The organism is Methylobacterium sp. E-045 (assembly GCF_022829685.1).
GTDB lineage: Bacteria > Pseudomonadota > Alphaproteobacteria > Rhizobiales > Beijerinckiaceae > Methylobacterium.
Window position 1 is genome coordinate 352,730 of record NZ_JAKSYE010000125.1, and the last position, 25,903, is coordinate 378,632.

27 protein-coding genes are annotated in these 25,903 nt (G+C 67.6%); 13 read left to right on the top strand and 14 right to left on the bottom strand.

Going from position 1 to position 25,903, the window contains the following annotated elements; all coding sequences use genetic code 11:
- Nucleotides 1–3: 3 nt before the first annotated feature.
- The 9 genes from hisH to MKK51_RS25005 all read right to left on the bottom strand — a co-directional run bounded on the left by hisH (nt 4) and on the right by MKK51_RS25005 (nt 9,332).
- On the bottom strand, nt 4–663 hold the full coding sequence (gene hisH / locus MKK51_RS24965; RefSeq protein WP_243982075.1) for an imidazole glycerol phosphate synthase subunit HisH: 660 nt from the start codon (nt 661–663) through the stop codon (nt 4–6).
- Nucleotides 663–1,151: a DUF2628 domain-containing protein gene (locus MKK51_RS24970; protein WP_243982077.1), complete on the bottom strand. Its 489-nt coding sequence runs from the start codon at nt 1,149–1,151 to the stop codon at nt 663–665. Before MKK51_RS24970 ends, hisH begins: the two co-directional genes overlap by 1 nt.
- Nucleotides 1,152–1,184: 33 nt before the next feature.
- Nucleotides 1,185–1,772 carry an imidazoleglycerol-phosphate dehydratase HisB gene (gene hisB, locus MKK51_RS24975; protein ID WP_243982281.1) on the bottom strand — a complete coding sequence of 196 codons (588 nt, stop codon included), beginning with the start codon at nt 1,770–1,772 and terminating at the stop codon, nt 1,185–1,187.
- Nucleotides 1,773–1,968: 196 nt separating this feature from the next.
- Complete coding sequence (locus tag MKK51_RS24980) at nt 1,969–2,844, bottom strand: S-methyl-5'-thioadenosine phosphorylase (RefSeq protein WP_243982078.1); 876 nt, start codon at nt 2,842–2,844, stop codon at nt 1,969–1,971.
- Between the two features lie 110 nt (nt 2,845–2,954).
- A complete protein-coding gene (locus MKK51_RS24985; protein ID WP_243982080.1) occupies nt 2,955–3,854 on the bottom strand; it encodes a cytochrome c1 in 900 nt (299 codons plus the stop codon).
- 19 nt (nt 3,855–3,873) lie between these two features.
- On the bottom strand, nt 3,874–5,157 hold the full coding sequence (locus MKK51_RS24990) for a cytochrome b (protein ID WP_243982082.1): 1,284 nt from the start codon (nt 5,155–5,157) through the stop codon (nt 3,874–3,876).
- A 97-nt stretch (nt 5,158–5,254) separates the two neighbouring features.
- On the bottom strand, nt 5,255–5,815 hold the full coding sequence (gene petA / locus MKK51_RS24995) for a ubiquinol-cytochrome c reductase iron-sulfur subunit (RefSeq protein ID WP_243982084.1): 561 nt from the start codon (nt 5,813–5,815) through the stop codon (nt 5,255–5,257).
- Between the two features lie 239 nt (nt 5,816–6,054).
- Nucleotides 6,055–7,467, bottom strand: coding sequence for an MATE family efflux transporter (locus MKK51_RS25000; protein WP_243982085.1), 1,413 nt, complete (start codon nt 7,465–7,467; stop codon nt 6,055–6,057).
- The gene (locus MKK51_RS25005; protein WP_243982087.1) at nt 7,464–9,332 is read right to left on the bottom strand and encodes an ABC transporter ATP-binding protein; all 1,869 of its coding nucleotides are present in this window, start codon (nt 9,330–9,332) and stop codon (nt 7,464–7,466) included. The genes MKK51_RS25000 and MKK51_RS25005 overlap by 4 nt, the downstream gene beginning before the upstream one ends.
- A gap of 98 nt (nt 9,333–9,430) precedes the next feature.
- Between MKK51_RS25005 and MKK51_RS25010 the strand changes: the two genes are divergently transcribed.
- From MKK51_RS25010 to hslU, 9 genes are all read left to right on the top strand, one after another.
- Nucleotides 9,431–9,889, top strand: coding sequence for a tRNA (cytidine(34)-2'-O)-methyltransferase (locus tag MKK51_RS25010; protein WP_243982282.1), 459 nt, complete (start codon nt 9,431–9,433; stop codon nt 9,887–9,889).
- A gap of 97 nt (nt 9,890–9,986) precedes the next feature.
- Entirely contained in the window at nt 9,987–10,670 is a 684-nt protein-coding gene (locus MKK51_RS25015; RefSeq protein WP_243982089.1) for a PspA/IM30 family protein, read from the top strand.
- Nucleotides 10,671–10,729: 59 nt separating this feature from the next.
- Nucleotides 10,730–11,002, top strand: coding sequence for a YiaA/YiaB family inner membrane protein (locus MKK51_RS25020; protein WP_243982091.1), 273 nt, complete (start codon nt 10,730–10,732; stop codon nt 11,000–11,002).
- A 54-nt stretch (nt 11,003–11,056) separates the two neighbouring features.
- A complete protein-coding gene (gene hemF, locus MKK51_RS25025) occupies nt 11,057–11,977 on the top strand; it encodes an oxygen-dependent coproporphyrinogen oxidase (protein WP_243982283.1) in 921 nt (306 codons plus the stop codon).
- The gene (locus MKK51_RS25030; RefSeq protein WP_243982093.1) at nt 11,974–13,092 is read left to right on the top strand and encodes an ATP-dependent RecD-like DNA helicase; all 1,119 of its coding nucleotides are present in this window, start codon (nt 11,974–11,976) and stop codon (nt 13,090–13,092) included. The genes hemF and MKK51_RS25030 overlap by 4 nt, the downstream gene beginning before the upstream one ends.
- A 71-nt stretch (nt 13,093–13,163) precedes the next feature.
- Nucleotides 13,164–13,559: a GFA family protein gene (locus MKK51_RS25035; RefSeq protein ID WP_243982095.1), complete on the top strand. Its 396-nt coding sequence runs from the start codon at nt 13,164–13,166 to the stop codon at nt 13,557–13,559.
- 217 nt (nt 13,560–13,776) lie between these two features.
- Nucleotides 13,777–14,313: an ATP-dependent protease subunit HslV gene (hslV, locus tag MKK51_RS25040; RefSeq protein WP_243982285.1), complete on the top strand. Its 537-nt coding sequence runs from the start codon at nt 13,777–13,779 to the stop codon at nt 14,311–14,313.
- An 87-nt stretch (nt 14,314–14,400) separates the two neighbouring features.
- On the top strand, nt 14,401–16,071 hold the full coding sequence (locus MKK51_RS25045) for a methyl-accepting chemotaxis protein (RefSeq protein ID WP_243982100.1): 1,671 nt from the start codon (nt 14,401–14,403) through the stop codon (nt 16,069–16,071).
- A 205-nt stretch (nt 16,072–16,276) separates the two neighbouring features.
- Nucleotides 16,277–17,590, top strand: coding sequence for an ATP-dependent protease ATPase subunit HslU (gene hslU / locus MKK51_RS25050; protein ID WP_243982102.1), 1,314 nt, complete (start codon nt 16,277–16,279; stop codon nt 17,588–17,590).
- Nucleotides 17,591–17,596: 6 nt separating this feature from the next.
- On the opposite strand, the gene MKK51_RS25055 is transcribed toward hslU, so the two are convergent.
- A complete protein-coding gene (locus MKK51_RS25055) occupies nt 17,597–18,073 on the bottom strand; it encodes an Lrp/AsnC family transcriptional regulator (protein ID WP_243982104.1) in 477 nt (158 codons plus the stop codon).
- 120 nt (nt 18,074–18,193) lie between these two features.
- Between MKK51_RS25055 and MKK51_RS25060 the strand changes: the two genes are divergently transcribed.
- The gene (locus MKK51_RS25060; protein WP_243982106.1) at nt 18,194–18,811 is read left to right on the top strand and encodes a glutathione S-transferase; all 618 of its coding nucleotides are present in this window, start codon (nt 18,194–18,196) and stop codon (nt 18,809–18,811) included.
- 35 nt (nt 18,812–18,846) lie between these two features.
- On the opposite strand, the gene MKK51_RS25065 is transcribed toward MKK51_RS25060, so the two are convergent.
- The 4 genes from MKK51_RS25065 to MKK51_RS25080 all read right to left on the bottom strand — a co-directional run bounded on the left by MKK51_RS25065 (nt 18,847) and on the right by MKK51_RS25080 (nt 22,695).
- Complete coding sequence (locus tag MKK51_RS25065) at nt 18,847–19,920, bottom strand: MBL fold metallo-hydrolase (protein ID WP_243982108.1); 1,074 nt, start codon at nt 19,918–19,920, stop codon at nt 18,847–18,849.
- A 45-nt stretch (nt 19,921–19,965) separates the two neighbouring features.
- Nucleotides 19,966–20,166, bottom strand: a complete 201-nt coding sequence (locus tag MKK51_RS25070) for a hypothetical protein (protein WP_243982110.1) — start codon at nt 20,164–20,166, stop codon at nt 19,966–19,968.
- A gap of 67 nt (nt 20,167–20,233) precedes the next feature.
- Entirely contained in the window at nt 20,234–21,343 is a 1,110-nt protein-coding gene (locus tag MKK51_RS25075) for an aromatic ring-hydroxylating oxygenase subunit alpha (RefSeq protein ID WP_243982112.1), read from the bottom strand.
- A gap of 749 nt (nt 21,344–22,092) precedes the next feature.
- Nucleotides 22,093–22,695 carry a hypothetical protein gene (locus MKK51_RS25080; RefSeq protein ID WP_243982114.1) on the bottom strand — a complete coding sequence of 201 codons (603 nt, stop codon included), beginning with the start codon at nt 22,693–22,695 and terminating at the stop codon, nt 22,093–22,095.
- A gap of 290 nt (nt 22,696–22,985) precedes the next feature.
- On the opposite strand from MKK51_RS25080, the gene pgeF reads away from it, so the two are divergent.
- The 3 genes from pgeF (at nt 22,986) to MKK51_RS25095 (ending at nt 25,884) form a co-directional block, all read left to right on the top strand.
- Entirely contained in the window at nt 22,986–23,753 is a 768-nt protein-coding gene (gene pgeF / locus MKK51_RS25085) for a peptidoglycan editing factor PgeF (RefSeq protein WP_243982115.1), read from the top strand.
- A gap of 269 nt (nt 23,754–24,022) precedes the next feature.
- Nucleotides 24,023–24,868, top strand: a complete 846-nt coding sequence (locus MKK51_RS25090; protein WP_056255698.1) for an outer membrane protein — start codon at nt 24,023–24,025, stop codon at nt 24,866–24,868.
- Between the two features lie 272 nt (nt 24,869–25,140).
- Nucleotides 25,141–25,884: a DUF2076 domain-containing protein gene (locus MKK51_RS25095; RefSeq protein ID WP_243982117.1), complete on the top strand. Its 744-nt coding sequence runs from the start codon at nt 25,141–25,143 to the stop codon at nt 25,882–25,884.
- Nucleotides 25,885–25,903 lie beyond the last annotated feature (19 nt).

Here is a 25,903-nt window from a genome sequence, read left to right on the forward strand (position 1 = left end):
CGGTTACGGGCGCCAACGCAGGAAGTTCGCGAGGAGTGCCAGACCGAGATGCTGACTCTTCTCGGGATGGAACTGGGTTCCGGCCACGTTGTCGCGTGCCACCAAAGCGGTGACCGGACCGCCGTATTCGCTCTCGGCGACGACATCCGTCCGGTCCACCGGATCGAGGGCGTAGCTGTGGACGAAATAGGCGTGCAGCCCATCCTCCCCCGTATGGATGCCGTCGAGGAGGGCATGCGGCCGCTCGGACCGGAGGGTGTTCCAACCCATATGCGGGATCTTCAGGGCGGGGTCGGACGGGCGGATCTGGCGAACGTCGCCCGCGATCCAGCCCAGCCCCGGGGTGGTCTCGTATTCGAGGCCCCGGCTGGCGAGGAGCTGCATGCCGACGCAGATGCCGAGGAACGGGCGGCCTCGCTCATGTGCCGCACGCGTCATCGCCTCCACCATGCCGTCGACGGAATCGAGGCCCTTGCGGCAATCGGCATAGGCACCGACACCGGGGAGCACCACGCGGTCGGCAGAGGCCACCACCTCCGGGTCGCTGGTGACGACGATGCGGGTCGTGCTCAATCTGGCTTCCCGCCCCGCCCGCTCGAAGGCCTTCGCCGCCGAGTGCAGATTGCCCGACCCATAATCGATGATCGCTACGGTCTCGGACATCACGAACGACGGGGCTCAGCGAAGGGAAACATGCCGATGGCGGTCTCGCTCGGACGCACCGTGGCCGTGGAATAGGCGCTCGGACCCGGCCGGATCACCGCGGGCGTGGCCAGCCAGCGGTTCACGGCCTTGATTTCGGCGTCCTCGACGGACTCGGCGACGACGGCATCGCGGGCGGGGCGACCGCGCCTGGCATAGGTCCAGCGGCGCAGGCTGGACGCCTCCATCCCCACGAGGAGGAGGAGCAGGACCGTGACGAGGAAGCCCGAGACGGTGCCGAGGCCCAGAAACCGTCCGGCGAAACCGGCGGCCACCAACAGAGCCAGCACGCCGAGCCCCGCCAGCCAGAGCCGGTGGAAGAAGAACCAGAGCGGACCGAAGACGAAGGCCCGGAGCGAGAAGCCGTCCGGGACCAGGATGGCATTCTCGAGGCCGTGAGATTCGCCCGCGATGGCATCCGACGACAGATGGAACGTGTAGGTGCGCATGCGTGTGTCCGCCTCTTTCCGCCCGTGAGAGCCCTACAGAGACCCCTTCGTCGAGGGGATGCGACCATCCTCGCGCGGATCGACCACAACGGCTTTCCGCAAGGCGCGGGCCAAGCCCTTGAAGCAGCTCTCCGCGATATGGTGCGCGTTGTCACCGTACAAGGTCTCCACATGCAGGGTGATCCCGGCATTCATGGCGAAGGCCTGGAACCACTCGCGCACCAGCTCGGTGTCGAATTGCCCGATCTTCTCCGCCTTGAACGTGGTGCGGAAGACGAGGAACGGCCTCCCGGAAATGTCGATGGAGACCCGTGTCAGCGCTTCGTCCATGGGCAGATGGATGTCCGCGTAGCGGGCAATGCCGCGCTTGTCGCCCAGCGCCTGGGCGAAGGCCTGACCGAGGGCGATTCCGGTATCCTCGACGGTGTGGTGGTGATCCACGTGGAGGTCGCCGGTGACCTTGGCCTCCACGTCGAACAGCCCGTGCCGGGCGAAGAGCTCCAGCATATGATCGAAGAACCCGACTCCCGTCGAAATCGTCGCCTTGCCGGTTCCATCGAGCCCGAGGGACACGCTGACGTCGGTCTCCGCCGTGCGGCGGCTGATGCTCGCGGAACGCATCGTCGAGGGGTCGCTCATGGTTTGACCGTCACGTGAAGGGCCGTCTTTGGAAGGATCGGCCGAAAGACCGATGGCACGGCCCGGCCCGATGCCGGACGGCGACACCGGTCCATCGATCCGGATGGGATATCGGGATCAACGCTCTAGAGGCAAATACCGTCCTCTGGAAAGGCCTCGCCATCGAATGCCGGGTCGGTCAGGCGGTGAGCACGCGCCCCGCCACCGCGTCCAGCTTGGCCAGCAATTCGGGATCGCGGTGGGACGGGGCCGTCATGATCGCGCCGTCGAGGGCGCGATGCGAGCCGGCGGGACACTCCTCCCGCTCCGCCGGGAAATCGCGGGCGATCCGCGAGACGAGGCGGGCCGCCTTGTCCGCATTCGCGCGGGCGACGGCGACGACGGAGGCCACGTCCACATCGGCATGGCCCGGGTGCCAGCAATCGAAATCCGTCACCATGGCGATGGTGGCGAAGGTGATCTCCGCCTCGCGGGCGAGCTTGGCCTCGGGCATGTTGGTCATGCCGATCACGTCGTAGCCGAGGCCCTTGTAGGTGCGCGATTCGGCAAAGGACGAGAATTGCGGGCCTTCCATGCAGACATAGGTCCCGCCGCGATGGATCGGCAGGCCCTCCTCCGCCGCCGCCGCGGCGATGCGGGCCTGAAGTGCCGGTCCGACGGGATGGGCGAAGGGCACGTGAGCGACGCAGCCGTTGCCGAAGAACGAGGAGGCCCGCCCATGGGTGCGGTCGACGAACTGGTCCACTAGGACGAACAGGCCGGGATGAAGCTCGCTTCGGAACGACCCGCAGGCCGAGATCGAGACGAGGTCGGTGACGCCGGCCCGCTTCATCGCGTCGATATTGGCGCGGTAGTTGATGCCGGAGGGAGACAGGCGGTGCCCGCGTCCGTGCCGCGCCAGGAACACGACCTTGGTCGTTCCGATCCGGCCGATCCGCAGCGAATCGGAGGGCTCTCCCCAGGGCGAGGCGATCGCCTCCTCGCGGACGTCTTCGAGGCCCGGCAGATCGTAGACACCGGATCCGCCCATCACGCCGAGCACTGCTGCGGTCATGCCGAATCTCCTGTCGTCGTCTCGATGGCGCGCCGGGCGTGCCGTCACGGTGGAAACGAAAACGGGCCCGCGCCAGCGAGCCCGTTCGTCGTGATCCGCCTTTAAGGGGCTCAGCTCGTCTTGTGAAGCTCCGGCTGCAGGCCGTGAGCCTCGCCGCCCACATCCGCCCAGACCTTCTTCTTCACGTAGTAGAGGAGGCCCGACAGGATGATCAGGAACAGGATCACGCGGAAGCCCAGGGCCTTGCGGGCCTCCATGTGCGGCTCGGCGGCCCAGGACATGAAGGCCGCCACGTCGTGGGAATATTGCTCCGTCGTCTCGGGAACGACGGGATTGCCGTCGGCGCCCTTGGCGTAGGTCACCTGCCCGTCGCTGATGGGCTTTGCCATCGCGATGAGGTGGCCGGGATAGTACTTGTTGTAGTTCGTGCCCGCCGGCACATCCATTCCCTTCGGGGCGTCCTCGTAGCCGTTCAAGAGCGCGTGGATATAGTCGACGCCCTGCTCCGAATAACCGATGAAGGGCATCGCATCGAAGATGAAATACGGGAAGCCGCGCTCGTAGGTGCGGGCCTTGGCCAGGACCGAGAAATCGGGCGGGGCCTTGCCGCCATTGGCGGCGGCGGCGGCCTTTTCGTTCGGGAAGGGCGCCGGGAAGGCGTCGGCCGGACGGCCGGGCCGCTCGAACATGTCACCCGAATCGTTGGGGCCGTCCTTGATCTTGTACTCGGCCGCCAGAGCCTTGACCTGACCCGCCGTGAAGCCCGGCCCGCCATGCTCGGCGAGGTTGCGGAACTTCACGAGGTTCATGCTGTGGCAGTTCGAGCAGACCTCCCGGTAGATCTGGAAGCCGCGCTGGAGCTGGGCCTCGTCGAACTTTCCGAAGATTCCGGCGAAGCTCCACTTCTCGCGGGGCGGGTTCGGGGTCGAGTGGCCGTCCTCGGCGCCGGCCGAAGCCGAGCCGAGGAGGATCGCCACGAGGGTGGCGGCGAGGATGCGCGATGTGTTCATGCTGCTCACGATCCGCACCTCAACCCTTCGACGATGGCGCGGCGGCCGCACCGGCTGGCAAGCCCGAACCGCCATATTGCGGATGCGGTCCGGTCACGCTCTCCAGGATCGATCCCGGCATGGCCTTCGGCGTCTCGAACAGCCCCACCAGCGGCATCACGATGAGGAAATGCGCAAAGTAGTAGGCGGTGCAGAGCCGCGAGGCGAGGACGTAACCGCCTTCCGGAGGCTTGGCGCCCAGCCAGCCGAGCACGACGCACACGGCCACGAACAGCCAGAAGAACTGGCGGTAGATCGGGCGGTAATTCGCCGAGCGGACGCGGGACGTGTCGAGCCAGGGCGCGAAAGCGAGGATGATGACCGCGCTGAACATCAGGATGACGCCGCCGAGCTTGTCCGGCACCGCGCGAAGGATCGCGTAGAAGGGCAGGAAGTACCATTCCGGCACGATGTGAGCGGGAGTCACGGAGGCATTGGCGGGGACGTAATTGTCCGCATGCCCGAGGTAGTTCGGCTGGTAGAAGATCCAGTAGGCGAAGAAGACGAAGAACACGACGACGGCGAACACGTCCTTGATCGTCGCGTAGGGCGTGAACGGCACCGCGTCCTTGCCGGTCTTGATCGGGATGCCGGTCGGGTTGTTCTGGCCGGTGACGTGCAGCGCCCAGACGTGGAGGACCACGACGCCGAGGATCATGAACGGCAGGAGGTAGTGCAGCGAGAAGAAGCGGTTGATCGTCGGGTTGCCGACGGAATAGCCGCCCCAGAGCAGGCTCTGGATCGTGTCGCCGACGATCGGGATCGCGGCCAGGATGTTGGTGATGACGGTGGCGCCCCAGAAGCTCATCTGGCCCCACGGCAGGGTGTAGCCGAGGAAGGCGGTGGCCATCATCAGGAGGTAGATGATCACGCCCAGGATATAGAGCACCTCGCGCGGGGCCTTGTACGACCCGTAATAGAGCGCGCGGAAGATGTGGACGTAGACGGCCACGAAGAACATCGAGGCGCCGTTGGCGTGCATGTAGCGCAGCAGCCAGCCGTAGTTCACGTCGCGCATGATGTGCTCGACGGAGTTGAAGGCGTTGCCGGCGGACGGGTCGTAATGCATCGCCAGCCAGATGCCGGTGACAATCTGCGACATCAGCATGGCCATCAGGATGGCGCCGAAGGTCCAGAAATAGTTGAGGTTCCGCGGGACCGGGAAGGCGATGAACGACGAATGGACCAGCCCGACGATGGGCAGCCGCGATTCGAACCACTTGGCGATCCGACTCTTGGGGACGTAGGTGGCGTGACCGCTCATGTGGTTACCCGCTTCGAAGTCTGTTTCGCTCCGATCCGTCGCGTGCCCTCGCGCGCCGGACCTCCTCCCTCACCGCCCGAGGGCGATGGTCCCGAGATCAGGCGACGGCCTTGCCGCCGTCTTCGCCGATCCGGATCTTGGTGTCGTTCAGGAACGCATAAGGGGGAACCGGCAGGTTGGTCGGCGCCGGTCCACGGCGTACGCGGCCGGACGTGTCGTAGAGCGAGCCGTGGCAGGGGCAGGACCAGCCTTCGTACTGGCCCTGATGCCCGATCGGGACGCAGCCGAGATGGGTGCAGTTGCCGTAAACCACGAGCCATTTGGCGTGGCCTTCCTTGACGCGGGCGGAGTCGGGCTGAGGGTCGATGAGCTCGCTGAGCTTCACGTCCTCCGATTCCTTGATCTCCTTCTCGGAGCGGCTCCGCACGAAGATCAGCTTGCCGCGCCAGAACACGTTGACGATCTGGCCCTCCTGGATCGGCGTGAGATCCACTTCGAGGGGGGCACCGGCGGCGATCACTTCCGCGTCGGGCGCCATCGACGCCACGAAGGGCCAGGCCAGGGCGCCGGCGCCCACGGCGAGGCCCGCACCGGTCGCCAGGAACAGAAAGTCGCGCCGGGAGCCTTCGGGGCCGGGCTCGGGAGGGGTGTTCGCCAAGATGGACACTCCGTCAGGGTGGCGCCGGTTCGACGACCCGCAAAGAGAGGACGCGCCGCTTCCATTCGCCGAGATTTAGAGGCGCTCGAAAGAAGCACGCAGCGCAGACGCAGACACGATTGCACAGGTCTGTGCAATGCGACCGGGCGTCACCCGAGGCGAGCCTTCTGAGGCGCATTTTTCTGGCACGTCAGATGCGAATTTGTCCAGGGTAGGTCCGTGACGGCAAACCGTATTCGTCACGGGGGCGAAACGACGCTGCCGCTCAGCCAGAGCCAGCGCCGCACCAGCATCACCGCAACCACCGCCAATCCGGCGCAGAACCCCATCCAGATCCCCGATCCGCCGAAGCCGAGGCCCCAGGCGGCGAGGATGCCGGACGGAATGCCGACGATCCAGTAGCCGAACAGGGCGATGGCCATGGGAATGCGCGTGTCCTGCATCCCCCGCAGGGCGCCGAGGGCCACCGACTGGATGCCGTCCGCCATGGCGAAGAGCGCGGCAAAACCGATGAAGGTCACCGCATAGGGAATCACCGCGGCGTTGCCGGGGGCGTCGAGGTCGAGGAACAGCCCGATCAGCGGACGCGGCAGGGTCACCTGTGCCAGCGCGCACGCACTCATGAAGCCGAAGCCGAGGAGGATCGCGATGGTGCCGGCCCGGCGCATGGCCATGCGGTCCCCCGCCCCGAAGGCGCGGCCGACCCTCACCGTGGCGGCCTGACCGATGCCGTTGGGCACCATGAAGCAGATCGCGGCGATCTGGATCGTCACGGCATGGGCCGCGAGCGGCGCCGTGCCGAACAGACCCATGCCGAGGACGGCGGCCTCGAACAGGCTCGCCTCGGCGAGGCCCGTCGCCGCCATGGGCAGGCCGAGACGGAACATGGTCGCGAGGCGCGCGGCGTTGGGGCGCCAGACCCCGAGGAAGAGCCGCCGCCGCCGAAGGGACGGCGCCAGCGTCATTACGCCCACGAGGGCCGCGAGGGACAGGAACGCGGCCAGCGTCGTGGCGAGGCCGACGCCGACCAGGCCGAGGCCGAGAAGACCCGGCCCCTCGAAGGCGAGCCAGATCGCGAGCCCGACATTCACCGGCAGCGCCGCGAGGCTGATGGCGAGGGGCCAGCCGGGCCGCTCAAGGGCGGAAAGGCTGGCGCGCAGGGCCATGAAGGCCAGGGCCGGCCACATCGACCATTGCAGGGCCCGCATGTAGAGCCCGGCATCCTCGGCGAGCTTCGGTTGCTGCCCCATGGCCAGCAGCAGGGGTTCGGTGTGCCAGAGCGCCAGCATCACCGGGAGGACTGCGATGGTGACGGCCCAGAGGCCGGCTCCCACGATGCGGCGGACGTCGTGATCGGCGGTGTCGCCACGGCCGACCGCGCCCGCGATCAGGGGGGAGACCGCCGAGGCGAGGCCGATCCCGCAGATGAACAGGATGAAGTAGAGGCTCGTCGCCAGGGCGCCCGCCGCCAGCGGTTCCGCGCCGAGGCGGCCGAGGAGCACCACGTCGGCGGTGACGAGGCCGTGCTGCGCGAGGTTGGTGAGGATCAGCGGGGCGGCGAGCACCAGCGTCGCCCGCAACTCCGTCAGCCAGGGGCCGCGCGAGGGACGCCCCCGCTCGGCTGCCCCGGCGGTGAGATCGAGGGCGATCACTCCGCCGCATCCTCGTAGCGGGCGGGCGAGGCGTCGCCGAGGAAGCCGCCGGACTGGCGCTCCCAGAGGCGCGCATAGAGGCCGCCGCCGCGGATCAGCTCCGCATGCGTCCCCTCCTCCACGATGCGGCCGGCATCGACCACGATCAGCCTGTCGAGGGCGGCGATGGTGGAGAGCCGATGGGCGATGGCGAGCACGGTCTTGCCCTGCATAAGCGTGTCGAGACTGTCCTGGATCGCCGCCTCGACCTGACTGTCCAGGGCCGACGTCGCCTCGTCGAGGATCAGGATCGGCGCGTTCTTGAGGATGACGCGGGCGATGGCGATGCGCTGGCGCTGGCCGCCGGAGAGCTTGACGCCGCGCTCGCCCACCTGGGCGTCGTAGCCGGTGCGGCCCTTGTGGTCCACGAGGCCGGCGATGAACGCATCGGCTTCGGCCAGTTGCGCCGCCCGGAGGATTTCCTCCATCGACGCGTCCGGCCGGCCATAGGCGATGTTGTCCCGGATCGAGCGATGCAGCAGCGAAGTATCCTGGGTCACCATGGCAATGGCCCCGCGCAGGGATTCCTGCGTCACCCCGGCGATGTCCTGGCCGTCGATGAGGATCCGCCCGCTCTGGATGTCGTGAAGGCGTAGCAGGAGCGCGGTCAGGGTCGTCTTGCCGGCGCCGCTGACGCCGACCAGACCGACCTTCTCGCCCGGGCGGATATGCAGATTGAAATCCTCGATCACGGCGGGCGTGCCGTCGCCGTAGCGGAAGCCGACCCGGTCGAAGCGGATGTCGCCGCCGCCGACCGCGAGGGTCCGGGCGTCGGGGCGATCCACGATCCCGTGCGGCCGCGAGATCGTCTGCATGCTCTCCTGGATCACGCCGACATTCTCGAAGATGCCGCGCACCGTCTGCATCACCCAGCCGGACATCGCCATCAGCCGTAGGACGAGGGCGAGCCCCGCCGCCGCCTCGCCGGTGGTCATGCCGCCCCGTCGCCACAGGACGAAGCAGGCCGTGGCGGTGGCGACGATGAGCGCGCTGTTGAGGAAGCCGAGCAGCGTCGTGGTTGTGGTGACGAGCCGGAACTGTTGGAGATGGGCGACCGTATGCACGTCGATGGCGTCGCGCACGGCGGCGCGCTCCTCCCGGTCGCGGGCAAAGAGCTTCACGGTGAGGATGTTGGTGTAGCTGTCGACGATCCGGCCGATGAGGAGGGACCGCGTATCGGCGGTGACGAGGGAACGCGCACGGGCACGGGGCACGAACCACCAAGTGAGCGCCGAATAGGCGGCGACCCAGACCACCACGGGCAGGGCCATCCAGAGGGAGATGGAGCCGAACAGGCCCACCGCCGTGACGGCGTAGATCGCCACGTAGAGCAGCGTATCGATGAAGACGACGGCCAGTTCGCGCACCGCCGGGCCGACCTGCACGACCCGGTTCGCGAGTCGTCCGGCGAAATCCGCCTGGAAATACGAGAGCGAGTGACCGAGGGTGTAGAGATGCGTGCGCCAGCGGACCTGATTGGTCGCCTGCGGCACGAGGAGCTGGTTGGACATCACTTCGTGCAGCCAGATCGTGAATGGGCGAACCACGATGAGCAGCATCGCCGCAAGACCGAGCTTCCATCCGTGGTCCTGCAGCACCGTCGCGCGGTCGGCCGTGTTCAGGAGATCGATGAACCAGCCCATGAGCAGGTAGAGCGACGCTTCCACCGTTCCGGCGGCCACGGCCACGAGGAACAGCATCAGCAGGGCCGTCCGCATCGGCCTGAGATAGAAGGCGGCGAAGCCCGTCACCGTCTTGGGCGGCATCCGCCCGTCTTCGAAGGACGCGAACGGATCGATACGGCGCTCGAGCCAATCGAGAAACATGGTCTAGTCCGGTGTTGGAGGTCTGTCTCAGGTAGTCGGCCTTGACGGACCGCCAACCGTGAGGCGATGCCGCAGACGCAATGCAGCTGCCCGGTCCGATGCTCCGTCTCGCCCTCTACCAGCCCGACATTCCCCAGAATACCGGGACGATCCTGCGGATGGCGGCCTGCCTCGACGTCGCCGTCGACATCATCGAGCCGGCGGGGTTCGACGTTTCGGACCGTCACCTGCGCCGATCGGGGCTCGACTATCTCGACCATGTGGCGATCACGAGGCATCGCTCCTGGGCCGCGTTCTCACAATGGCGGACCGAGACCGGAACGCGTCTCGTCCTCGCCACCACCGCCGGCGCCCTCCCCTACACCGCCTTCGCCTTCCTTCCCGGCGACTGCATCCTGCTCGGCCGGGAATCGGCGGGCGTCCCCGCCTCCGTCCACGAGGCGGCCGATGCCAGGATCGTCATTCCGATCCGCGAGGGAATGCGCTCGCTCAACATCGCCGTGGCGGCGGCGATGATTTTGGGCGAGGGGCTCCGGCAGGTCGGCCCGATCCCGTGAACCACCGTTTGAACGGTGTGCAGTTCAGCACTTGAACGGTGTTCAAATATCGCCGAGACCATGAGTGTGAACAGCGTTCAAACGCCGGAGGCACACCATGCTCAAACTGTTTCGGCTTCTCACCCGCGGCGCGGCCGCCCGGGCCGAGGAAGAGGTGATCGATCGCCACGCCCTGCTCATCCTTGATCAGCAGATCCGCGAGACGCGGGTCTCGCTGGAGCGCAGCCGACTGGCCCTCGCCGCCGCTGTCGCCGGCGACAAGGCGGAAGAACGGCGTTTCGCCGAGGTGGAAACCCGCGCGGCAGATCTCGAAGAGCGCGCCCTGGCGGCCCTGGCGGCGGGACGCGAGGACCTGGCCACCGAGGCGGCGGAGGCCATCGCGGAGCTCGAATCCGAACGCGACGCCATCGGCGAGGCACGCCTGCGATTCGCCCGCGAGGTCGCCCGCATCCACTCCGTCGTCGCCGACGCGACCCGGCGGCAGGGCGAGTTGGAGCGCGGACGCCGAATCGCCGCCGCGGCGGAGGCGGCACGACGCCTGGGCGTTCAGGCCAACCCCGGCGAACGGGCGACACTCAAGGAGGCTGAGGCGACCCTGAGCCGGCTGCGTGCGCTCCAGACCGAGGCTGCCGACACGCAGGCCGCCCTTGCCGAGACCGAGCCCGGCCTCTCCATCGCCGAACGGCTCGAACGCGAAGGCTTCGGCTCCAGCACCCGCTCGAGCGGCGGCGCGGTCCTCGAACGGCTCCGTCGCAAGGTCGAGGCACGCGCCGCGACCTGAATCCCTCGCCAGTCTCACGCCACGCTTGGCTTCACCCTGTCACACCAAGGACACCAATCATGACCAACGAACCCACTCAGCATTCCGGCGCCTGGGTCACCTTCACCTACGCCTCGTTCATCGGCTCGGCGGCCATGGTCGGCCTCGGAATCCTGTTCATGCCCATGGACATCTGGATCAAGGGCTACCTCGCCATGGGCACGATCATGCTGGTCCAGTCCTGCATCACCGCCACCAAGACCATCCGCGACGTCCATGAGGGCCGCCGCATGGTCAACCGGATCGAGGATGCCAAGACCGAGCGCCTGCTCATGTCGGTGGGGAAAGATTGACCGGACCTCGATTGACGATGGGCGGGAGGGATGGGACATCCCTCCCCCATGACGATGTCCGACACGACCCCGCCGCCGCCTCCGGCCGCCGAACTCGCCCTCCTGAAGGACGAGGTGACCACATGGTTCGCGAGCCTGCGCGACCGGATCGTGGCGGAACTGGAGGCCATCGAGGCTGAGGCCGAAGGGCCGTTCCATCCCGATGCCCCGGCCGAGGCCGGACGTTTCGTGAAGACCCCCTGGCAACGCACCGACCATAGCGGCACGCCCGGCGGCGGCGGCACCATGGCGATGCTGCATGGCCGCTTGTTCGAGAAGGCCGGCGTCCACGTCTCGCAGGTCTTCGGCGAGTTCGCGCCGGAATTCCGTGCGCAGATGCCGGGCGCGGCGGAAGACCCGCGCTTCTACGCCACGGGCATCTCGCTCATCGTCCATCCCTGGAACCCGCATGTGCCGACGGTGCACATGAACACCCGCTTCGTCTCCACGACGAAGACGTGGTTCGGCGGCGGGGCCGATCTGACCCCCGTCCTCGACCGGCGCCGGACGCAGGACGACCCGGACACTCTGCGATTCCACGCGGCGATGAAGGCGGCCTGCGACGCCCATGCGCCGGCGGCGGATTACGACCGCTACAAGGCGTGGTGCGAGGAGTACTTCTTTCTCAAGCACCGCAACGAGCCCCGCGGCATCGGCGGAATCTTCTACGATTATCACTGGACCGGCGATCCGAAGGCCGATCTCGCCTTCACCAGGGATGTCGGCCTCGCCTTCCTGGACGCCTATCCGGCCATCGTGCGCGCGAATCTCTCGACGCCGTGGACCGAGGCAGACCGGCTCGAGCAGCAGGTGCGGCGCGGGCGCTACGTGGAGTTCAACCTCCTTTACGACCGGGGCACCATCTTCGGACTGAAGACCGGCGGCAACGTCGCCTCGATCCTGTCCTCGCTGCCGCCCACCGTCCGCTGGCCGTGAGCGACGACCTACCGACGCGCTATGCGCCGCAGCAGGATGCGGCGCTGAAAGCCATCGCCGAGTGGCGCAAGGCCGGCGGTCCGCAGGTGTTCCGCCTGTTCGGCTATGCCGGCACCGGCAAGACCACCCTGGCCCGCCGCATCGCCGACGATGTGGAGGGGACGGTCGTCTTCGGTGCTTTCACGGGCAAGGCCGCCTCGGTGATGCGGTCGAAAGGCTGCCACGACGCCGCGACGATCCACAGCCTGATCTATCGCAGCAAGGAGACCGAGGAGGGAGGGCCGGCCTTCACCCTCAACCGCACCGGGCCGGTCTCCAAGGCGGAACTCGTCGTCATCGACGAATGCTCCATGGTCGATTCGGATCTCGGCAACGACCTCCTCTCTTTCGACAAGCCGGTCCTGGTCCTCGGCGACCCCGCCCAATTGCCGCCGGTGCGCGGCGGCGGGTTCTTCACCGAGGCCGAGCCCGACGTGATGCTCACCGACGTCCACCGGCAGGCCGCCGACGACCCGATCGTGCGCATGGCGATGACGATCCGCGAGGGCGGCCGGCTCAGCATCGGCGAGTACGGCGAGAGCCGCGTCGTCTCGCGGCGCTCCCTCGACCCGTCGAGCGTGCTCGACTGCGACCAGGTGCTCGTCGGCATGAACAAGACGCGGCGGCTCTACAACAATCGCCTGCGGGAACTCGCCGGCCACACCGACCCGATGCCGGCGGTGGGCGAGAAACTGGTCTGCCTGCGCAACGACCGGACCAAGGGGCTGCTCAACGGCTCGACCTGGACGGTCCATGCCCTTCGGGCCGCGCCCCGCGCCGATACCGTCCGCCTCGACGTGGTGCCCGAGGACGACCCGGCCCTGCGCCGGCGGCCCATCGACATCAAGGTGCTGCGGGCGGTGATGTCCGGCTCCGAGGAGGAGATCCCCGCCTTCCTCAAGCGCGAGACCGACGAGTTCACCTATGGCTACGCCCTGACGGTGCACAAGGCGCAGGGCTCGCAATGGGACAACGTCGTGCTGTTCGACGAGTCCTTCGCCTTCCGCGAGCACCGCGCCCGCTGGCTCTATACCGGCCTGACCCGCGCCGCGCGGCGGATCACCGTGGTGGTGTGAACGGGGGCGCCAATGTCTTGCCCGAATCATCGTCCTCTGAGACAACGGATGAGAACGAAGGGGGAACCGACATGGTCTTGACGGGACGGTGCCGCTGCGGCGCGATTCATTACAGTGCCGAGGGCGAGCCGAGCCACTCCGCCCTGTGTCATTGCGCCGATTGCCGGCGCTCGTCGGGTGCTCCCGTGGTGGGCTTCGCCCTGTTTCCGGCCGAGCGGGTGGCGATTTCGGGCCGTCCGACCGATTACGAATCCTCGCCCGGAATCATCCGGCAGTTCTGCGGAACCTGCGGCACCGGGCTGTTCTACCGCAACGAGGCGGTCTTCCCGGGCCAGATCGACATCCACACCGCGACCCTCGACGATCCGGAGGCGCTGCCGCTCCAGGTCCGGATCCAGCTTGCGGAAGCGCCTTCATGGTTCGCCGGGTTCCAGACCCTGCCGGCCTTCGAGCGCTACCCCGCATAGGGCATTTTCAAGCGAGGTGGATGCCGGCTCGCGTGAAGACAATGCGACCACACAGCAGGCTGGAGCATGTTCCGTGATCCAGAGATGACGGAACATGCTCTAGCGCGGTAACGCCCCGGCGGTGGTTGGAGTCGGACGCCCGAACGACTACCTGACACCGGTCAGAACCAGACCGGAGCCAGCCTTGTCCCATTCCGAATCCGGCGGCCCGCCGCAGATGCACGCCACCACGATCCTGATGGTCCGCAAGGGCGGCAGGGTGGTCATCGGCGGCGACGGGCAGGTCAGCCTCGGCCAGACCATCGTGAAGGGCAATGCCCGCAAGGTGCGCCGCCTCGCCAAGGGATCCGTGATCGGCGGATTCGCCGGGGCGACGGCCGATGCCTTCACCCTGTTCGAGCGCCTCGAGGCCAAGCTGGAACAATATCCGGGGCAACTGACCCGCGCCTGCGTCGAGCTCACCAAGGATTGGCGCACCGACCGCTACCTGCGCCGGCTCGAAGCGATGATGCTGGTGGCGGATAAGGACGTCAGCCTGCTCCTGTCCGGCGCCGGCGATGTCCTGGAGCCGGAGGGCGGGGTCATGGCCATCGGATCGGGCGGGAACTACGCCCTGGCCGCTGCCCGCGCCCTGGAGGATGGCGAGCACGACGCGGAGGCGATCGTCCGGCGGGCGCTCGGCATCGCGGCGGAGATCTGCGTCTACACGAACGGCAATGTCGTCATCGAGCAGCTGGAGATTTCTGCATCTTAATGCCGACCCGAAGCTCGGATTAACGTAAACTTGTCGATGTTCCCCTAGCGCTATCGCCTGTCTTTCTCGGAAAGCTGGCCGACGACGATGCGCATCAGGACGAAAATTCTCGGTTTCGTGGGGCTCTGCTCGATGGTGACGCTCGTCGTCGCCACGATTAGCATCGTGTCGTTGCAAGCCTTCAACACAGCGCTGACGGATGCCAAATTCGCGTCTCAGCGGGCCCTCGATGCCGCGAACATGAACCGGCTCGTCACCAGCGTCGTGGTCGAGTCGCGCGGCATCTATGCCGCGAAAGACACGCAGGATGCCGAGAAATACGCGGTCCGGCTGAAGAAGAACCTGGAGGCGATGAACGCCCTCATCGCCGCATGGGCTCCGAAAGTGCCTGCGAGCGAGCGTGCGCTGTTCGACAAGATCACCGCCGAGGCCGCAAGCTTCACCACCCTTCGCACGGAAACCGCACGTCTCGGCACGCAGGTTTCGCCGAAGGCCGCCGCGGACCAGGGCTTCAACGAAGTCAACCGGGCCAACCGCCAGGCTTTCCAGGACGGTATCGAGACGCTCGTGGCCCACAGTTCCGCCGAGGTGGAGGCCATCGATCGACGGGTGGACGATCTCTACGACGAGCGCCTGAACCTGCTCCTGGCCCTGGCCATCGGCGGAACCCTCGGCAGCCTCCTCATCGGCGGTTTCGTGGGAACGCGGGAGATCGCCCGGCCCCTGGCCGGCGTCTCCGCAGCGATCCGCCGCCTGTCGGAGGGCGATCTTACCCTGCCCGAGGCGAAGGCCCGGCGGGACGAGATCGGCGAGATCTGGACCAGCATGCGGGTCTTCTCGGCGACGATGAAGGAGTCGGCGGAGCTGCGCACCAGCCAGGACCAGGCCGCCGGCATCGCGTCCCAGCGTCGCCGGGGCGAGAGAAACGAACTCGCGGATCGCTTCCAGGGCAGCGTCGGGAACCTCGTCGAGACCCTGGCCGGCTCGGCTGCCGAGATGGAGCTCACCGCCCGCTCCATGGCGGCCAACGCCGACCAGACCAACCGGCAGTCCACCGCGGTGATGAACGCGGCCAACGAGACGGCGATGAACGTTCAGGCCGTGGCGGCGGCCACCGAGGAACTCGCCGCCACCGCCAACGAGATCGGCGCACAGGTCAGTCAGACATCCGCCGCCGCGGCCGGCGCCGTGGAGAGCGCCCGCCGGACGACGGAGCGTGTCCGAATCCTCGCCGACAGCGCGTCCCGCATCGGCGACGTGGTCGCCCTGATCTCCAGCATCGCCAGCCAGACCAACCTGCTCGCCCTGAACGCCACGATCGAGGCGGCCCGCGCCGGTGAGGCCGGCCGCGGCTTCGCGGTGGTCGCCGCCGAGGTGAAGGGACTCGCCGCCCAGACCGCGAAGGCGACGGACGAGATCACGGCGCAGATCGCGACGATCCAGGACGCCACCCGCGATACGGTGGGCGCCATCGAGGAGATCGGCTCCACCATCGGCAGCGTGCACACGATCGCGATGGGCGTCGCGGCGGCGGTAGAACAGCAGCAGGTGGCGACGCAGGAAATCGCCCGCAGCGTCAACGATGCCGCCCGCGGAACCCAGGCTGTCACCGACACCATCGCGGACGTGCAGGTCGCGGCGGTTCAGACCGGAGCGGGCGCATCTCAGGTGCTGGCCGCGGCCGAACAGCTGACGCGCCAGTCCCTGAGCCTGGGACACGAGGTCGAGGGCTTCGTCGGCGGCATCCGGGCCGCCTGAGCGCTGTCCCGATGCATCTGGAAAGGACGGCCGCCGACGCTTAGATCGGGACCGTGCACGATCCCGATCCCATGCCGGCCCGCTCACATGGCACCGCCTTCGGCTCGCCCCGGCCGCGTACGCGCGGGCGGAGCGTCGTGACGGATCGACTGCGCGCCCTCCCCGCTTTCAGGGCAGCGCCGCTGCCGCATCCGACCGGAGCGTGATGACAACCTTCTCTCCCCGCGAAATCGTCTCCGAGCTCGATCGGTTCATCGTCGGCCAGCACGATGCCAAGCGCGCGGTGGCCATCGCCCTGCGCAACCGCTGGCGCCGGCAGCAGCTCGTCGGTCCCTTGCGCGAGGAGGTGGCACCCAAGAACATCCTCATGATCGGCCCCACGGGCTGCGGCAAGACGGAGATCGCCCGCCGTCTGGCCAAGCTCGCCGGCGCGCCGTTCCTCAAGATCGAGGCGACGAAGTTCACGGAGGTCGGCTATGTCGGCCGTGACGTGGAGCAGATCATCCGCGACCTCGTGGAGGTCGGCATCGGCCTCAAGCGCGAAGAGAAGCGTCGCTCGGTCCAGGCCAAAGCGGAGGCGGCGGCGGAATCGCGCATCCTCGACGCCCTGGTCGGGCCGACATCGGGCCAGGCCACCCGCGACAGTTTCCGCAGGAAGCTGAGGGCCAGCGAACTCGACGACAAGGAGGTCGAGATCGAGCTGTCCGGCGGATCGCCCTCCGGCCTGCCGATGTTCGAGATCCCCGGGATGCCCGGCGCGTCCATGGGGGCGGTCAATCTCGGCGACATGCTCGGCAAGGCCCTCGGCGGCCAGAAGGGCAAGCCGAAGCGCATGACCGTGCGCGAGGCCTACGCCCCCCTGCTCGCGGAGGAATCCGACAAGCTGGTGGACACGGAATCCCTCACGCAGGAGGCGATCCGCGAGGTCGAGAACAACGGCATCGTCTTCCTCGACGAGATCGACAAGATCTGCGCCAAGGAAGGCCGCTCGTCCGCCGATGTGTCCCGAGAGGGCGTGCAGCGCGACCTGCTGCCGCTGATCGAGGGAACCACCGTGGCGACGAAGCACGGCCCGGTGAAGACCGACCACATCCTGTTCATCGCCAGCGGCGCGTTCCACGTCTCGAAGCCGTCCGATCTCCTGCCGGAATTGCAGGGCCGACTGCCGATCCGGGTCGAGCTGCAGCCCCTCACCGTGGAGGATTTCAAGCAGATCCTCACCACCACCGAAGCGAGCCTGCTGAAACAGACCGTGGCGCTCATGGCGACGGAAGGCGTGATCCTGGATTTCACCGACGACGCCGTGGACGCGCTGGCACGGGTCGCCGTCGAGGTGAACAACTCGGTGGAGAATATTGGCGCCCGACGGCTCCAGACCGTGCTGGAGCGGGTGATCGACGACATCTCCTTCACCGCCACCGACCGGTCCGGGGAGACGGTGCCGATCGATGCGGCCTATGTCCGCGAGCGGGTGGAGAGCCTCGCCGCGAACGCGGATCTCAGCCGGTTCATCCTGTGATCCGCCTCATCCTTTCCGGCCGGCGCGGATGAGTTCACGGCCGATCGGCCGGCTCGGCTCGCTCTTCAGCACGACGGAGGTCGTGACCGGACCGAACCGGCCGATCGCGTCGACGATCGCCGCGAGGTCACCCGGCGTCGGCACGATCGCTTTCAGAATGAAGCAATCTTCGCCGGTCACGCGGTGGACCTCGCAGATATGCGGCAGGGCGGCGAAATGGGCGAGGCAGGCCCGGATATGCTCGTGGGCCGTCTTGAGCCGGATGATCGCCATCATCCCGAGCCCCAGCGCGGCATGGTCGAGCCGCGCACCGTAGCCGGCGATGATGCCGCTCTCCTCCAGTCGCTTCACCCGCTCGGACATGGCGGGTTGCGAGAGGCCGACGCGGCGGCCGAGTTCCGAGAGCGCGATCCTCCCGTCATCCTGAAGGATTTCCAGGATGGCGACATCCTTGTCGTCGAGATCGGCAGCCGGTCTTCCCACGCGCGTTGGACCTTCAAATCATCGGCATATACCGACCGGCACCGATGACTTGCCATAGTGCATCCGTTGCTGAACAGCCAAGCTCGTCCCCATCGATTCTCCAATCCGACGGGACGCCCCATGCAATTGATCGGCATGCTCGATTCACCCTATGTGCGCCGCGTTGCGATTTCGCTGAAGCTCATGGGGATTCCGTTCGTCCACCGGCCGCTCTCGGTATTCCGACATTACGAGGCGTTCGCGGCGATCAATCCGGTGGTCAAGGCGCCGACCCTGGTCACGGATGACGGCATCGTCCTGATGGAGTCGACACTCATCCTCGACCATATGGACGGTCTCGTCGGCGCCGATCGCCGTCTTCACCCGATCGCCCTGACCGATCGTGCCCGCTCGCAACGTCTCATCGGACTGGCGCTGGCTGCCTGCGAGAAGACGGTGCAGATCGTCTACGAACGCGATCTCCGACCGGCCGAGAAGCAGCACGGCCCGTGGATCGACCGGGTCCGCGGTCAACTCGTCGCGGCCTACGCGCTCATCGAGGACGAGATCGGCGATGGCGAAGGCTGGCTCCTCGCGGGCTCACGTCCGCTTCAGGCCGATGTCAGCGTCGCGGTCGCCTGGAGCTTCACGCGGATGATGATACCGGACCTCGTCGATGCCGGCTCCTATCCGAAGCTCGTCGCATCGACGGCCCGGGCGGAATCGCTTCCCCAGTTCCTCGACACGCCCGCCGCCTGAAGGCGTGCGTCTCCGGGCCAGGATCCGACGCCCTCTCAGGGGAGATCGGGTGACCAGACCTGGCCGGGTCGCAGGGGAATGAAGCGGGCGGGGTCGATCCCTTGCGCCTCGCAGGCCGCCAGCAAGGCCTCCGCCGGCTGCTCGATCCCCTCGTCGGTGAGGCGGAACGTGCCCCAATGGTGGCCGAGCATCTGGTCGGCCCCGAGAAGACGCCCGGCCTCGACGGCATCGGCCGGGTTCATGTGCTGGCCCTTCATGAACCAGCGCGGCTCATAGGCCCCGATCGGCAGGGTGGCGAGGCGCGGGGGACCGAAGCGTTCGCGGGCATCGCGGAAGATCGCGCCATCGCCGAATCCGGTATCCCCGGAATGATAGACGACGCCGGACGGACCCGTCAGGACGTAGGAGCACCAGAGCGCCATGCGCTTGTCGTTGAGGCCCCTGGCCGACCAGTGGTTGGCGGGGGTCATGTGCACCGTGAGCCCGCCGCCGAGATCGACGGACTGGCCCCAGTCGCAGGTCTCCACATGCATCGTGTCGTCGAAGGACCGCAGGATGCTGTCGTTGCCCAGGGGAGCCACGATCAGGGGCTGGTGGTCCTGCCAGAGGCGGGCGACTGTGGGACCGTCGAGATGGTCGTAATGGTTGTGGGTGATCAGCACGACGTCGATCGGCGGCAGGTCGCCGAAGGCGATGCCCGGTGGATTGACCCGCTTCGGACCCGCCACGGAAAGGGGGCTGGCGCGCTGGGCGTAGACCGGGTCGACGAGGATGTTGCGGCGGCCGACCTGAAACAGGTAGCTCGCATGGCCGATGAGCGACACCCGCAGGCCCTCCACCCGTTCGGGCGGCGTGTCGCGGAAGGGGCTCGGGAACGAGGACGGCCAACCGATCCCGGCCCGCTCCCGCTTCCAGCGCAGGATGTCGCCGAGCACCTTGTCCGCCGGCTGATTGACGCCGTGGAACTGCAGCCCGTCGAAATGGTCGGTCACCGGGCCGCTGTAATACGGGTTTCGGCCCTTGCTGCGCCGATGCGCCGCGTAGCCGACGCCGCCCAGCGTCATGACGGTGACCGCTGAGAGGGTCGCGAGAAGGCTTTGCCGTTTCATCGTTCCGAGATGGCGGTGGCGGCCGCGCAATCAAGACGCCTTCCGTCAGCCTTCCGAGGCCTTGGGCATCACGGCCACCAGTTCGCCGGCGAGAGCCCGGATCTTCCGGTGCGCCTCGACCTCGACTTCCTCGCGGCTCTTATTCTCGGTGGGGACGGCGACGACGCCGGTGATACGCCCATGCGCACCGATGAGCGTGAAGTTGAATCGCCCCATGCGACTGCGGCGAACGACGTAATGCGGCAACGGTCCCGTCCCTTTCCGAAAGTATCGGTCTGAAAGGACGGGCTACGGGGTGGAGGGCGGAAAAGTTTCAGGACCGCCAGCGCAATTCCTGCTGCACCAGCGGATTGCGGAAGGTCCGTGCCTCCCGCGCCGCCTGGAGAGCTTCCCGCTTGAGGCGGAAATACCATTGCGACGGGAGATCGCTCTGGCCGAACAGGACCATGGTGGGCTTGCGGTCGAGGCCAGCCTGGGCGTGCTGGAGCACCTGCTGGTCCTGGGTCAGGAACTGCCGCATGAGCGGTCGCGCCAGGGGCTTCAGCAGGTTGAGGAGCGGCATGTTCCAGTAAAGCGCGTTCGTCAGCAGGGTGCGGTTGTGCGTCAGGGGCGTTGCGAAGGTGTAGTTCGCCACGCGCTTGGCCCCGGCCTCGATCCGCTCCAGCCGGACGCCGGGCAGGCGGAATTCGATCTCCACCTCCGGCACGCCGCCGAGCAGCTTGTAGACCGGCGAGCTCGTCGTGGTGGCATGGCTCGACATGGTGAAGCCGTGCGGCGTCGGCGTGAAGGTCTTCACCTTCTCCCGCAGCTCCTTCGACGGGCGGAACCACCAGGAATCGTGGACGAAGGCCACATGGCCGGGGTCGACGAGGCTCAATGTGGTGAGGTCGAACGACGCCTCGACCACGAGTTCGACCACGAGGGAGCCCGCCGCCTCGAACCCGAGTTCCGGCAGGGGCGGCAGGTCGCCGCCCGGCGGCCCGAGATAGGGGTTCACCCAGACGAAGCCGGCACTCTCGCGAATGGGAAAGCGCTGGACGGCGATCCGGGTGAAGTCCGCCGCATCGGCGGAGGAGAGGGTGGGCACGTCGCGGCAGCGTCCGTCCGTGCCGAAGCGCCAGCCGTGGAAGGGACAGGTCACGGCGTCGCCGTCGAACCGCCCCTTCGACAGAGCCATGCCCCGGTGCGGGCAGCGGTCGCGCATGGCGAAGGCGGCGCCGGCCGTGTCGCGGCCGAGGACGATCTGCTCTCCGTTGAGTTCGACGGCGCGCAGGCCGCCGGGTTTCAGCGTGTCGGAGCGGCCGACGCAGTAGAACGCATCCGGCAGGGGTTGGCGCATGGCATCGGGGTCGAGGGCCGCTTCGTCGGTCGCCGGATTCTTCGCCGTATCGGCCTTTGCCTGGGTCGGCGGGGATGAGAGCATGATGGGCCGCGATTGTCCTGAAGCGATCTCGTCTCCGGGGCTGCCCCGGCCGGTCGGGTGCCGGACGATGCCCGGCGGAGTGCGCCCCGTCTTACGCCTCGGTGGCGGCGCTGGCCATAAGCGGTGAAGGACCGGCCGAGACCGTGATCCCCCCGCTCACCCGGCAGGATCCGAGCGGGTTTCGCAGACGTGCCCCCCGGTTCCGCGATCGAGACCTGCGGCACATCGGAAACTCAGCAGGGCAAAGCGTCGGTTTGGCCGCGCGGACCTGCTCGGCCGGCCCTCGGCATCACCCTGCGGCGCAGGAACACCCGGACCGCCTCGTCGACATTCGCCACGGAACAGGAGTGCCAGCGCAGCACGGAGAGCGCTCGAGCGTCAACGCCGTCGTACTGCGCGCGGGCGCTCCGACGCCATGCCCGGATGGGACCACGCATCGAGCGCGGGCGAGCGAAAGGAAGGCCCCCAGCGGCGAGGCGCCGCGCCCGCCGCATCGGGGCTTTTCAAGCCGCGGATCCGTGACTAGCTTAGGGTTCTCGCAACGAACGAAAGGAGGTGATCCAGTGTCTCATTGCCTAAATCAGCCGCTTACCTCGGCTTACCGGACCTGGACCGTCGCCTCCGGTGCGCACGCCTAGCGCGTCAGAGGACCCCTTACCGGGTTCGGCCGAACGGACAAGCGGTTCGGCAATGGAAGGGCCGCCCTCACGGGGCGGCCCTTCGTCGTTCGGGTTCAGAAAATGAGCGGTTCAGCGCTTCTGGAACAGGGGCTGCGCGAGCGCCTCGGCCCGAGCCATCCAGAGATCGCGTTCCGAGCGGGCCTCGCCCAACTCGACGGCCACTCTCTCCGAGCGTTCGCGCGCCTCGTCGAGTTCCTGGACGAAGAGAGCCTGGAGTTCGCTGAGGCGGTCGCGCTCCGCGCGCAGCTCCTGGAGCTCGACCATCTCCTTCTCCACATGCGACCGCAGGCGGCGCAGTTCCTGGGCGAGGAGACCCTGGAGCTGATCGTAGCGGTCGCCCTCGAGCTTGAGCTTGGCCTTGAGCATCAGGTTCTCGGCCATCAGTTCCGAGAGGTCGTTCTCGTCCGTGGCTTCGGTCCGGACGGGCGGCGGCACGACCCGGGGCGACCAGGCCGGAGCCTGCGGCTCGGGCCTCTCGGCCGCGGCGGGCCGATCGAACGGCGCGACCTTCTCGGCGGCCGGACGCTGCGGCTCGGCGTGCGGCGCGGCGACCGCGGCCTGCTCCTGCGCGGTGGTGGCCGCCTTCATGGCCGCCAGCCAGTCCCGCAGGGGGCCGGGTGTCGGACGACCATTTAGATCCTGTGCCTGGTAGTGACGGGCTGGTTCCGACATCGCTCACGTCCTCATGTACGAGGGCATAGGATCAAAGCATGCTTAACGAACCGTAAAAGTTAAGAAAAATCGGCTGTCCCAAATTGCGGGACATGAGAGTTCCGATGGCGAGGCGGGCCTCTTCGCGTCGGACGGAAGATCGGGTGGGAGGGAGCCTCCGGCTCCGCATCGGGGCGACCGGCGTTTCGAGGCCGCGGCCACGGATCGACGGGGGCCGATACGGCGCTCCCCCCTCGGGCCGGAGCCGATGCTATAGGACGTCCGACATTCTCCAAGGACGGACACGGCGCATGCATATCGAAGCCCCCAGCCTCGCAGGTCTGCCCGGCATCCGGCACGCCTTCTTCACCCGTCGCGGCGGCGTCTCGACGGGACTCTATGCCAGCCTCAATGGCGGTCTCGGGTCGCATGACGAGCCCTCTCTCGTCGCGGAGAACCGCCGCCGCATGGCCGAGCATATGGGGGTCCCGCCGAGCCACCTCGTCAGCCTGTATCAGGTTCATTCGGCGGAGGTCGCCGTGATCGAAGGCCCGCTGGCCCTCGCTGACCGTCCCCGCGCCGACGCCATGGTCACGCGGGTTCCGAACCTCGCCCTCGGAATCGCCACGGCCGATTGCGGCCCGATCCTCTTCGCCGATCCCGTCGCCCGTGTCGTCGGTGCCGCCCATGCGGGTTGGAAGGGAGCGTTGACCGGCGTGATCGCCGCCACCGTCGACGCCATGGTGCGGCTCGGATCGGAGCGGAACGACATCGTTGCGGTGCTCGGCCCGACGATCTCTCAACCCGCCTATGAAGTCGGGGAGGATTTCCGCAGCCGATTTTCCGCGGAGGTCCCGGGTTCCGACGTCCATTTCTCGCAGGGGCGCGAGGGGCACGCCCAGTTCGACCTGCCGGGTTTCATCGCCCGTCGCTTGAGCGAAGCCGGCGTCAGGACGGCATCGCTTCTCGGCCTGTGTACTTACGCCGACCCCGAGCGCTTCTACAGCTATCGCCGGACGACCCACCGGGGTGAGGCGGATTACGGCCGTCTGATCTCCGCGATCACCCTCGCGGCATAGGCGAGTTGCTCGCCCGTTCCGCGGGTGCGACAACTTGTCATGATTCGGACGTGAAAAAAGCGTAGCCGCAAGTGAACCTTGGCCGTTCGTCGGCGTTTTCGGAGTGCATGACCTCGAATGAGGTGGTCGCCGCCACAAAGGGGCCGTGTTCAACACACGCGGCGTGGTTGCGATGCAACAGCTTCCTGACTGAGGCTGGGATATAGACGGGGAACTGCGCAGGACCGCTCCCAAAAAGGCGGCCGCGCTAAAGAGTAGAGGACCAGACCATGAAATCCTTCCTTCGCGGCACGACCGCCCTCGCCGGCATCGTCATCGCCGGTTCCGCTTTCGCCGCCGACCTTCCGCGCCGCGCCGCTCCGCCGGTGTTCGTCCCCGTGCCGGTGTTCACCTGGACCGGCGCCTACTTCGGTATCAACGCCGGTTACGGCTTCGACGCCGGCAGCAACAGCGATCGCTACACCCTTCCGGGCGGTTCGGTGCTGAACTCCTTCACCCGCACCCCGGTGGTCGTCTCGACCAACGGCGGCAACGACCTCGAAGGCTTCGTCGGCGGTGGTCAGGTCGGCTACAACTACCAGTTCACCCCGGGTTCGGGCGTGGTCGTCGGTATCGAAGCTGACGCCCAGTACACCGACTTCGGCAACAAGAGCCGCACCGTGGCCGGCACCATCAGCCCCGTCGCCGGCGCCCTCGTCAGCCCCACCTCGGTCCGTATCCCGGGCAACGAGATGAACTTCTTCGGCACCGTCCGCGGCCGTATCGGTTACGCCTTCGACCGCACCCTCGTGTACGGCACCGGCGGCTTCGCCTACGGCGACGGCGCCACGGGTGGCGACGACTTCCGCACCGGCTACACCGCTGGTGGTGGTATCGAGTACGCTCTCCCCACCGACTCGTTCTTCAACTTCTTCAAGTCGTCGGCCGTGACCCTGAAGGTCGAAGGTCTGTACGTGAACCTCGAGAACGACAAGAACAACCGTGGCGGTCGCTCGGTGTTCAACGCGGCTGCCGGCCCCAACGGCCTCCTGACCATCAGCCCCTCGGTTGCTGCTCGCGAGTCCGAGTTCGCCGTCGTCCGCGCCGGCCTGAACTACAAGTTCGGCTCGTACTAGGACTTGGCGGATCCGGTCCCCGCCTCAGGGCGGTGACCTCCGTTTCCGATCAGGAGCCCGGCCGAAAGGTCGGGCTCTTTTTCGTTGCGCGACAGGGACTTGCCGGGGACCACCCGGTTTTCTGTCGTAAATTTCATGCCGGGAGGCGGCATCCCCATGCATCCGCAACGGCGAAGTTCGCGTTGACCCCCTGACAAAGCCTGAGGCGCCACCCCATCTCGGAGGCGCCGGGGCGGCATTAGCCCGCAGGCTTCTCTCAGGAGGACGACCCCATGAACAGCGAAGAACGCGAGGTCATCGGCGGCATTTTCCAGCGTCTGGAGCAGGCCGCGAGCCAGCCCCGCGACGCCGATGCCGAGCGCTTCATCGCGGACAAGCTCCGCGCTCAGCCCTACGCGCCCTATGCGATGGCACAGCTGATCTATGTCCAGGAAGAGGCGATCAAGAGCCTGAACGAGCAGCTCGAACAGGCCCGCCAGGCGTCCCAGCAGCCCCAGGGCGGCGGTGGCGGCTTCCTGTCGAGCATCTTCGGCGGCGGTTCGCGCCAGCCGGAACCCCAGCGTCCGTCTGGCCAGCCCTGGGGCAACCCCGGTGCGCCTCAGCAGGGATACGGTCAGCAGCCCGGCTATGGCCAGCAGCCCGGCTATGGCCAGCAGCCGGGCTACGGTCAGCAGCCCGGTTACGGCGGACCGCAGCAGGGTGGTCCCTGGGCCGGACAGCAGGCGGCGCCCGCGCGCGGCGGCGGCTTCATGGCGACGGCGCTTCCGATGGCGGCGGGTGCGGCGGGCGGCATGCTGCTCGGCAGCGCCCTGTCCAACGCCTTCGCCGGCGGGCATTCGGCCCTCGGCAGTGCGGCGGCGGCGGGCCTTCCCTCGGCGGGAGCCGCGGCCGGTAACGACGATCTCGGCTCGGCCCTCGGCGGCGGAAACGACTTCCAGGACGCGTCGTTCGACAGCGATCCGGGCGGCGATTTTGGTGGCGACCTCGGTGGCGGTGGCGACGACGATTGGGTGTAAGCCCGAGCCGCGCACCTTA

Excerpts from the sequence above, each read along its gene's own strand:
- hisH (WP_243982075.1), bottom strand. The coding sequence starts at position 663 with ATGTCCGAGACCGTAGCGATCATCGATTATGGGTCGGGCAATCTGCAC.
- MKK51_RS25090 (WP_056255698.1), top strand. The coding sequence starts at position 24,023 with ATGAAATCCTTCCTTCGCGGCACGACCGCCCTCGCCGGCATCGTCATC.
- MKK51_RS25080 (WP_243982114.1), bottom strand. The coding sequence starts at position 22,695 with ATGTCGGAACCAGCCCGTCACTACCAGGCACAGGATCTAAATGGTCGT.
- MKK51_RS25010 (WP_243982282.1), top strand. The coding sequence starts at position 9,431 with ATGCTCCGTCTCGCCCTCTACCAGCCCGACATTCCCCAGAATACCGGG.
- MKK51_RS25020 (WP_243982091.1), top strand. The coding sequence starts at position 10,730 with ATGACCAACGAACCCACTCAGCATTCCGGCGCCTGGGTCACCTTCACC.
- hisB (WP_243982281.1), bottom strand. The coding sequence starts at position 1,772 with ATGCGTTCCGCGAGCATCAGCCGCCGCACGGCGGAGACCGACGTCAGC.
- MKK51_RS24990 (WP_243982082.1), bottom strand. The coding sequence starts at position 5,157 with ATGAGCGGTCACGCCACCTACGTCCCCAAGAGTCGGATCGCCAAGTGG.
- MKK51_RS25065 (WP_243982108.1), bottom strand. The coding sequence starts at position 19,920 with ATGAAACGGCAAAGCCTTCTCGCGACCCTCTCAGCGGTCACCGTCATG.
- MKK51_RS24985 (WP_243982080.1), bottom strand. The coding sequence starts at position 3,854 with ATGAACACATCGCGCATCCTCGCCGCCACCCTCGTGGCGATCCTCCTC.
- MKK51_RS24980 (WP_243982078.1), bottom strand. The coding sequence starts at position 2,844 with ATGACCGCAGCAGTGCTCGGCGTGATGGGCGGATCCGGTGTCTACGAT.
- MKK51_RS25045 (WP_243982100.1), top strand. The coding sequence starts at position 14,401 with ATGCGCATCAGGACGAAAATTCTCGGTTTCGTGGGGCTCTGCTCGATG.
- hslU (WP_243982102.1), top strand. The coding sequence starts at position 16,277 with ATGACAACCTTCTCTCCCCGCGAAATCGTCTCCGAGCTCGATCGGTTC.
- MKK51_RS25005 (WP_243982087.1), bottom strand. The coding sequence starts at position 9,332 with ATGTTTCTCGATTGGCTCGAGCGCCGTATCGATCCGTTCGCGTCCTTC.
- MKK51_RS25015 (WP_243982089.1), top strand. The coding sequence starts at position 9,987 with ATGCTCAAACTGTTTCGGCTTCTCACCCGCGGCGCGGCCGCCCGGGCC.
- MKK51_RS24970 (WP_243982077.1), bottom strand. The coding sequence starts at position 1,151 with ATGCGCACCTACACGTTCCATCTGTCGTCGGATGCCATCGCGGGCGAA.
- hslV (WP_243982285.1), top strand. The coding sequence starts at position 13,777 with ATGCACGCCACCACGATCCTGATGGTCCGCAAGGGCGGCAGGGTGGTC.
- MKK51_RS25035 (WP_243982095.1), top strand. The coding sequence starts at position 13,164 with ATGGTCTTGACGGGACGGTGCCGCTGCGGCGCGATTCATTACAGTGCC.
- MKK51_RS25060 (WP_243982106.1), top strand. The coding sequence starts at position 18,194 with ATGCAATTGATCGGCATGCTCGATTCACCCTATGTGCGCCGCGTTGCG.
- MKK51_RS25075 (WP_243982112.1), bottom strand. The coding sequence starts at position 21,343 with ATGCTCTCATCCCCGCCGACCCAGGCAAAGGCCGATACGGCGAAGAAT.
- hemF (WP_243982283.1), top strand. The coding sequence starts at position 11,057 with ATGTCCGACACGACCCCGCCGCCGCCTCCGGCCGCCGAACTCGCCCTC.
- pgeF (WP_243982115.1), top strand. The coding sequence starts at position 22,986 with ATGCATATCGAAGCCCCCAGCCTCGCAGGTCTGCCCGGCATCCGGCAC.
- MKK51_RS25095 (WP_243982117.1), top strand. The coding sequence starts at position 25,141 with ATGAACAGCGAAGAACGCGAGGTCATCGGCGGCATTTTCCAGCGTCTG.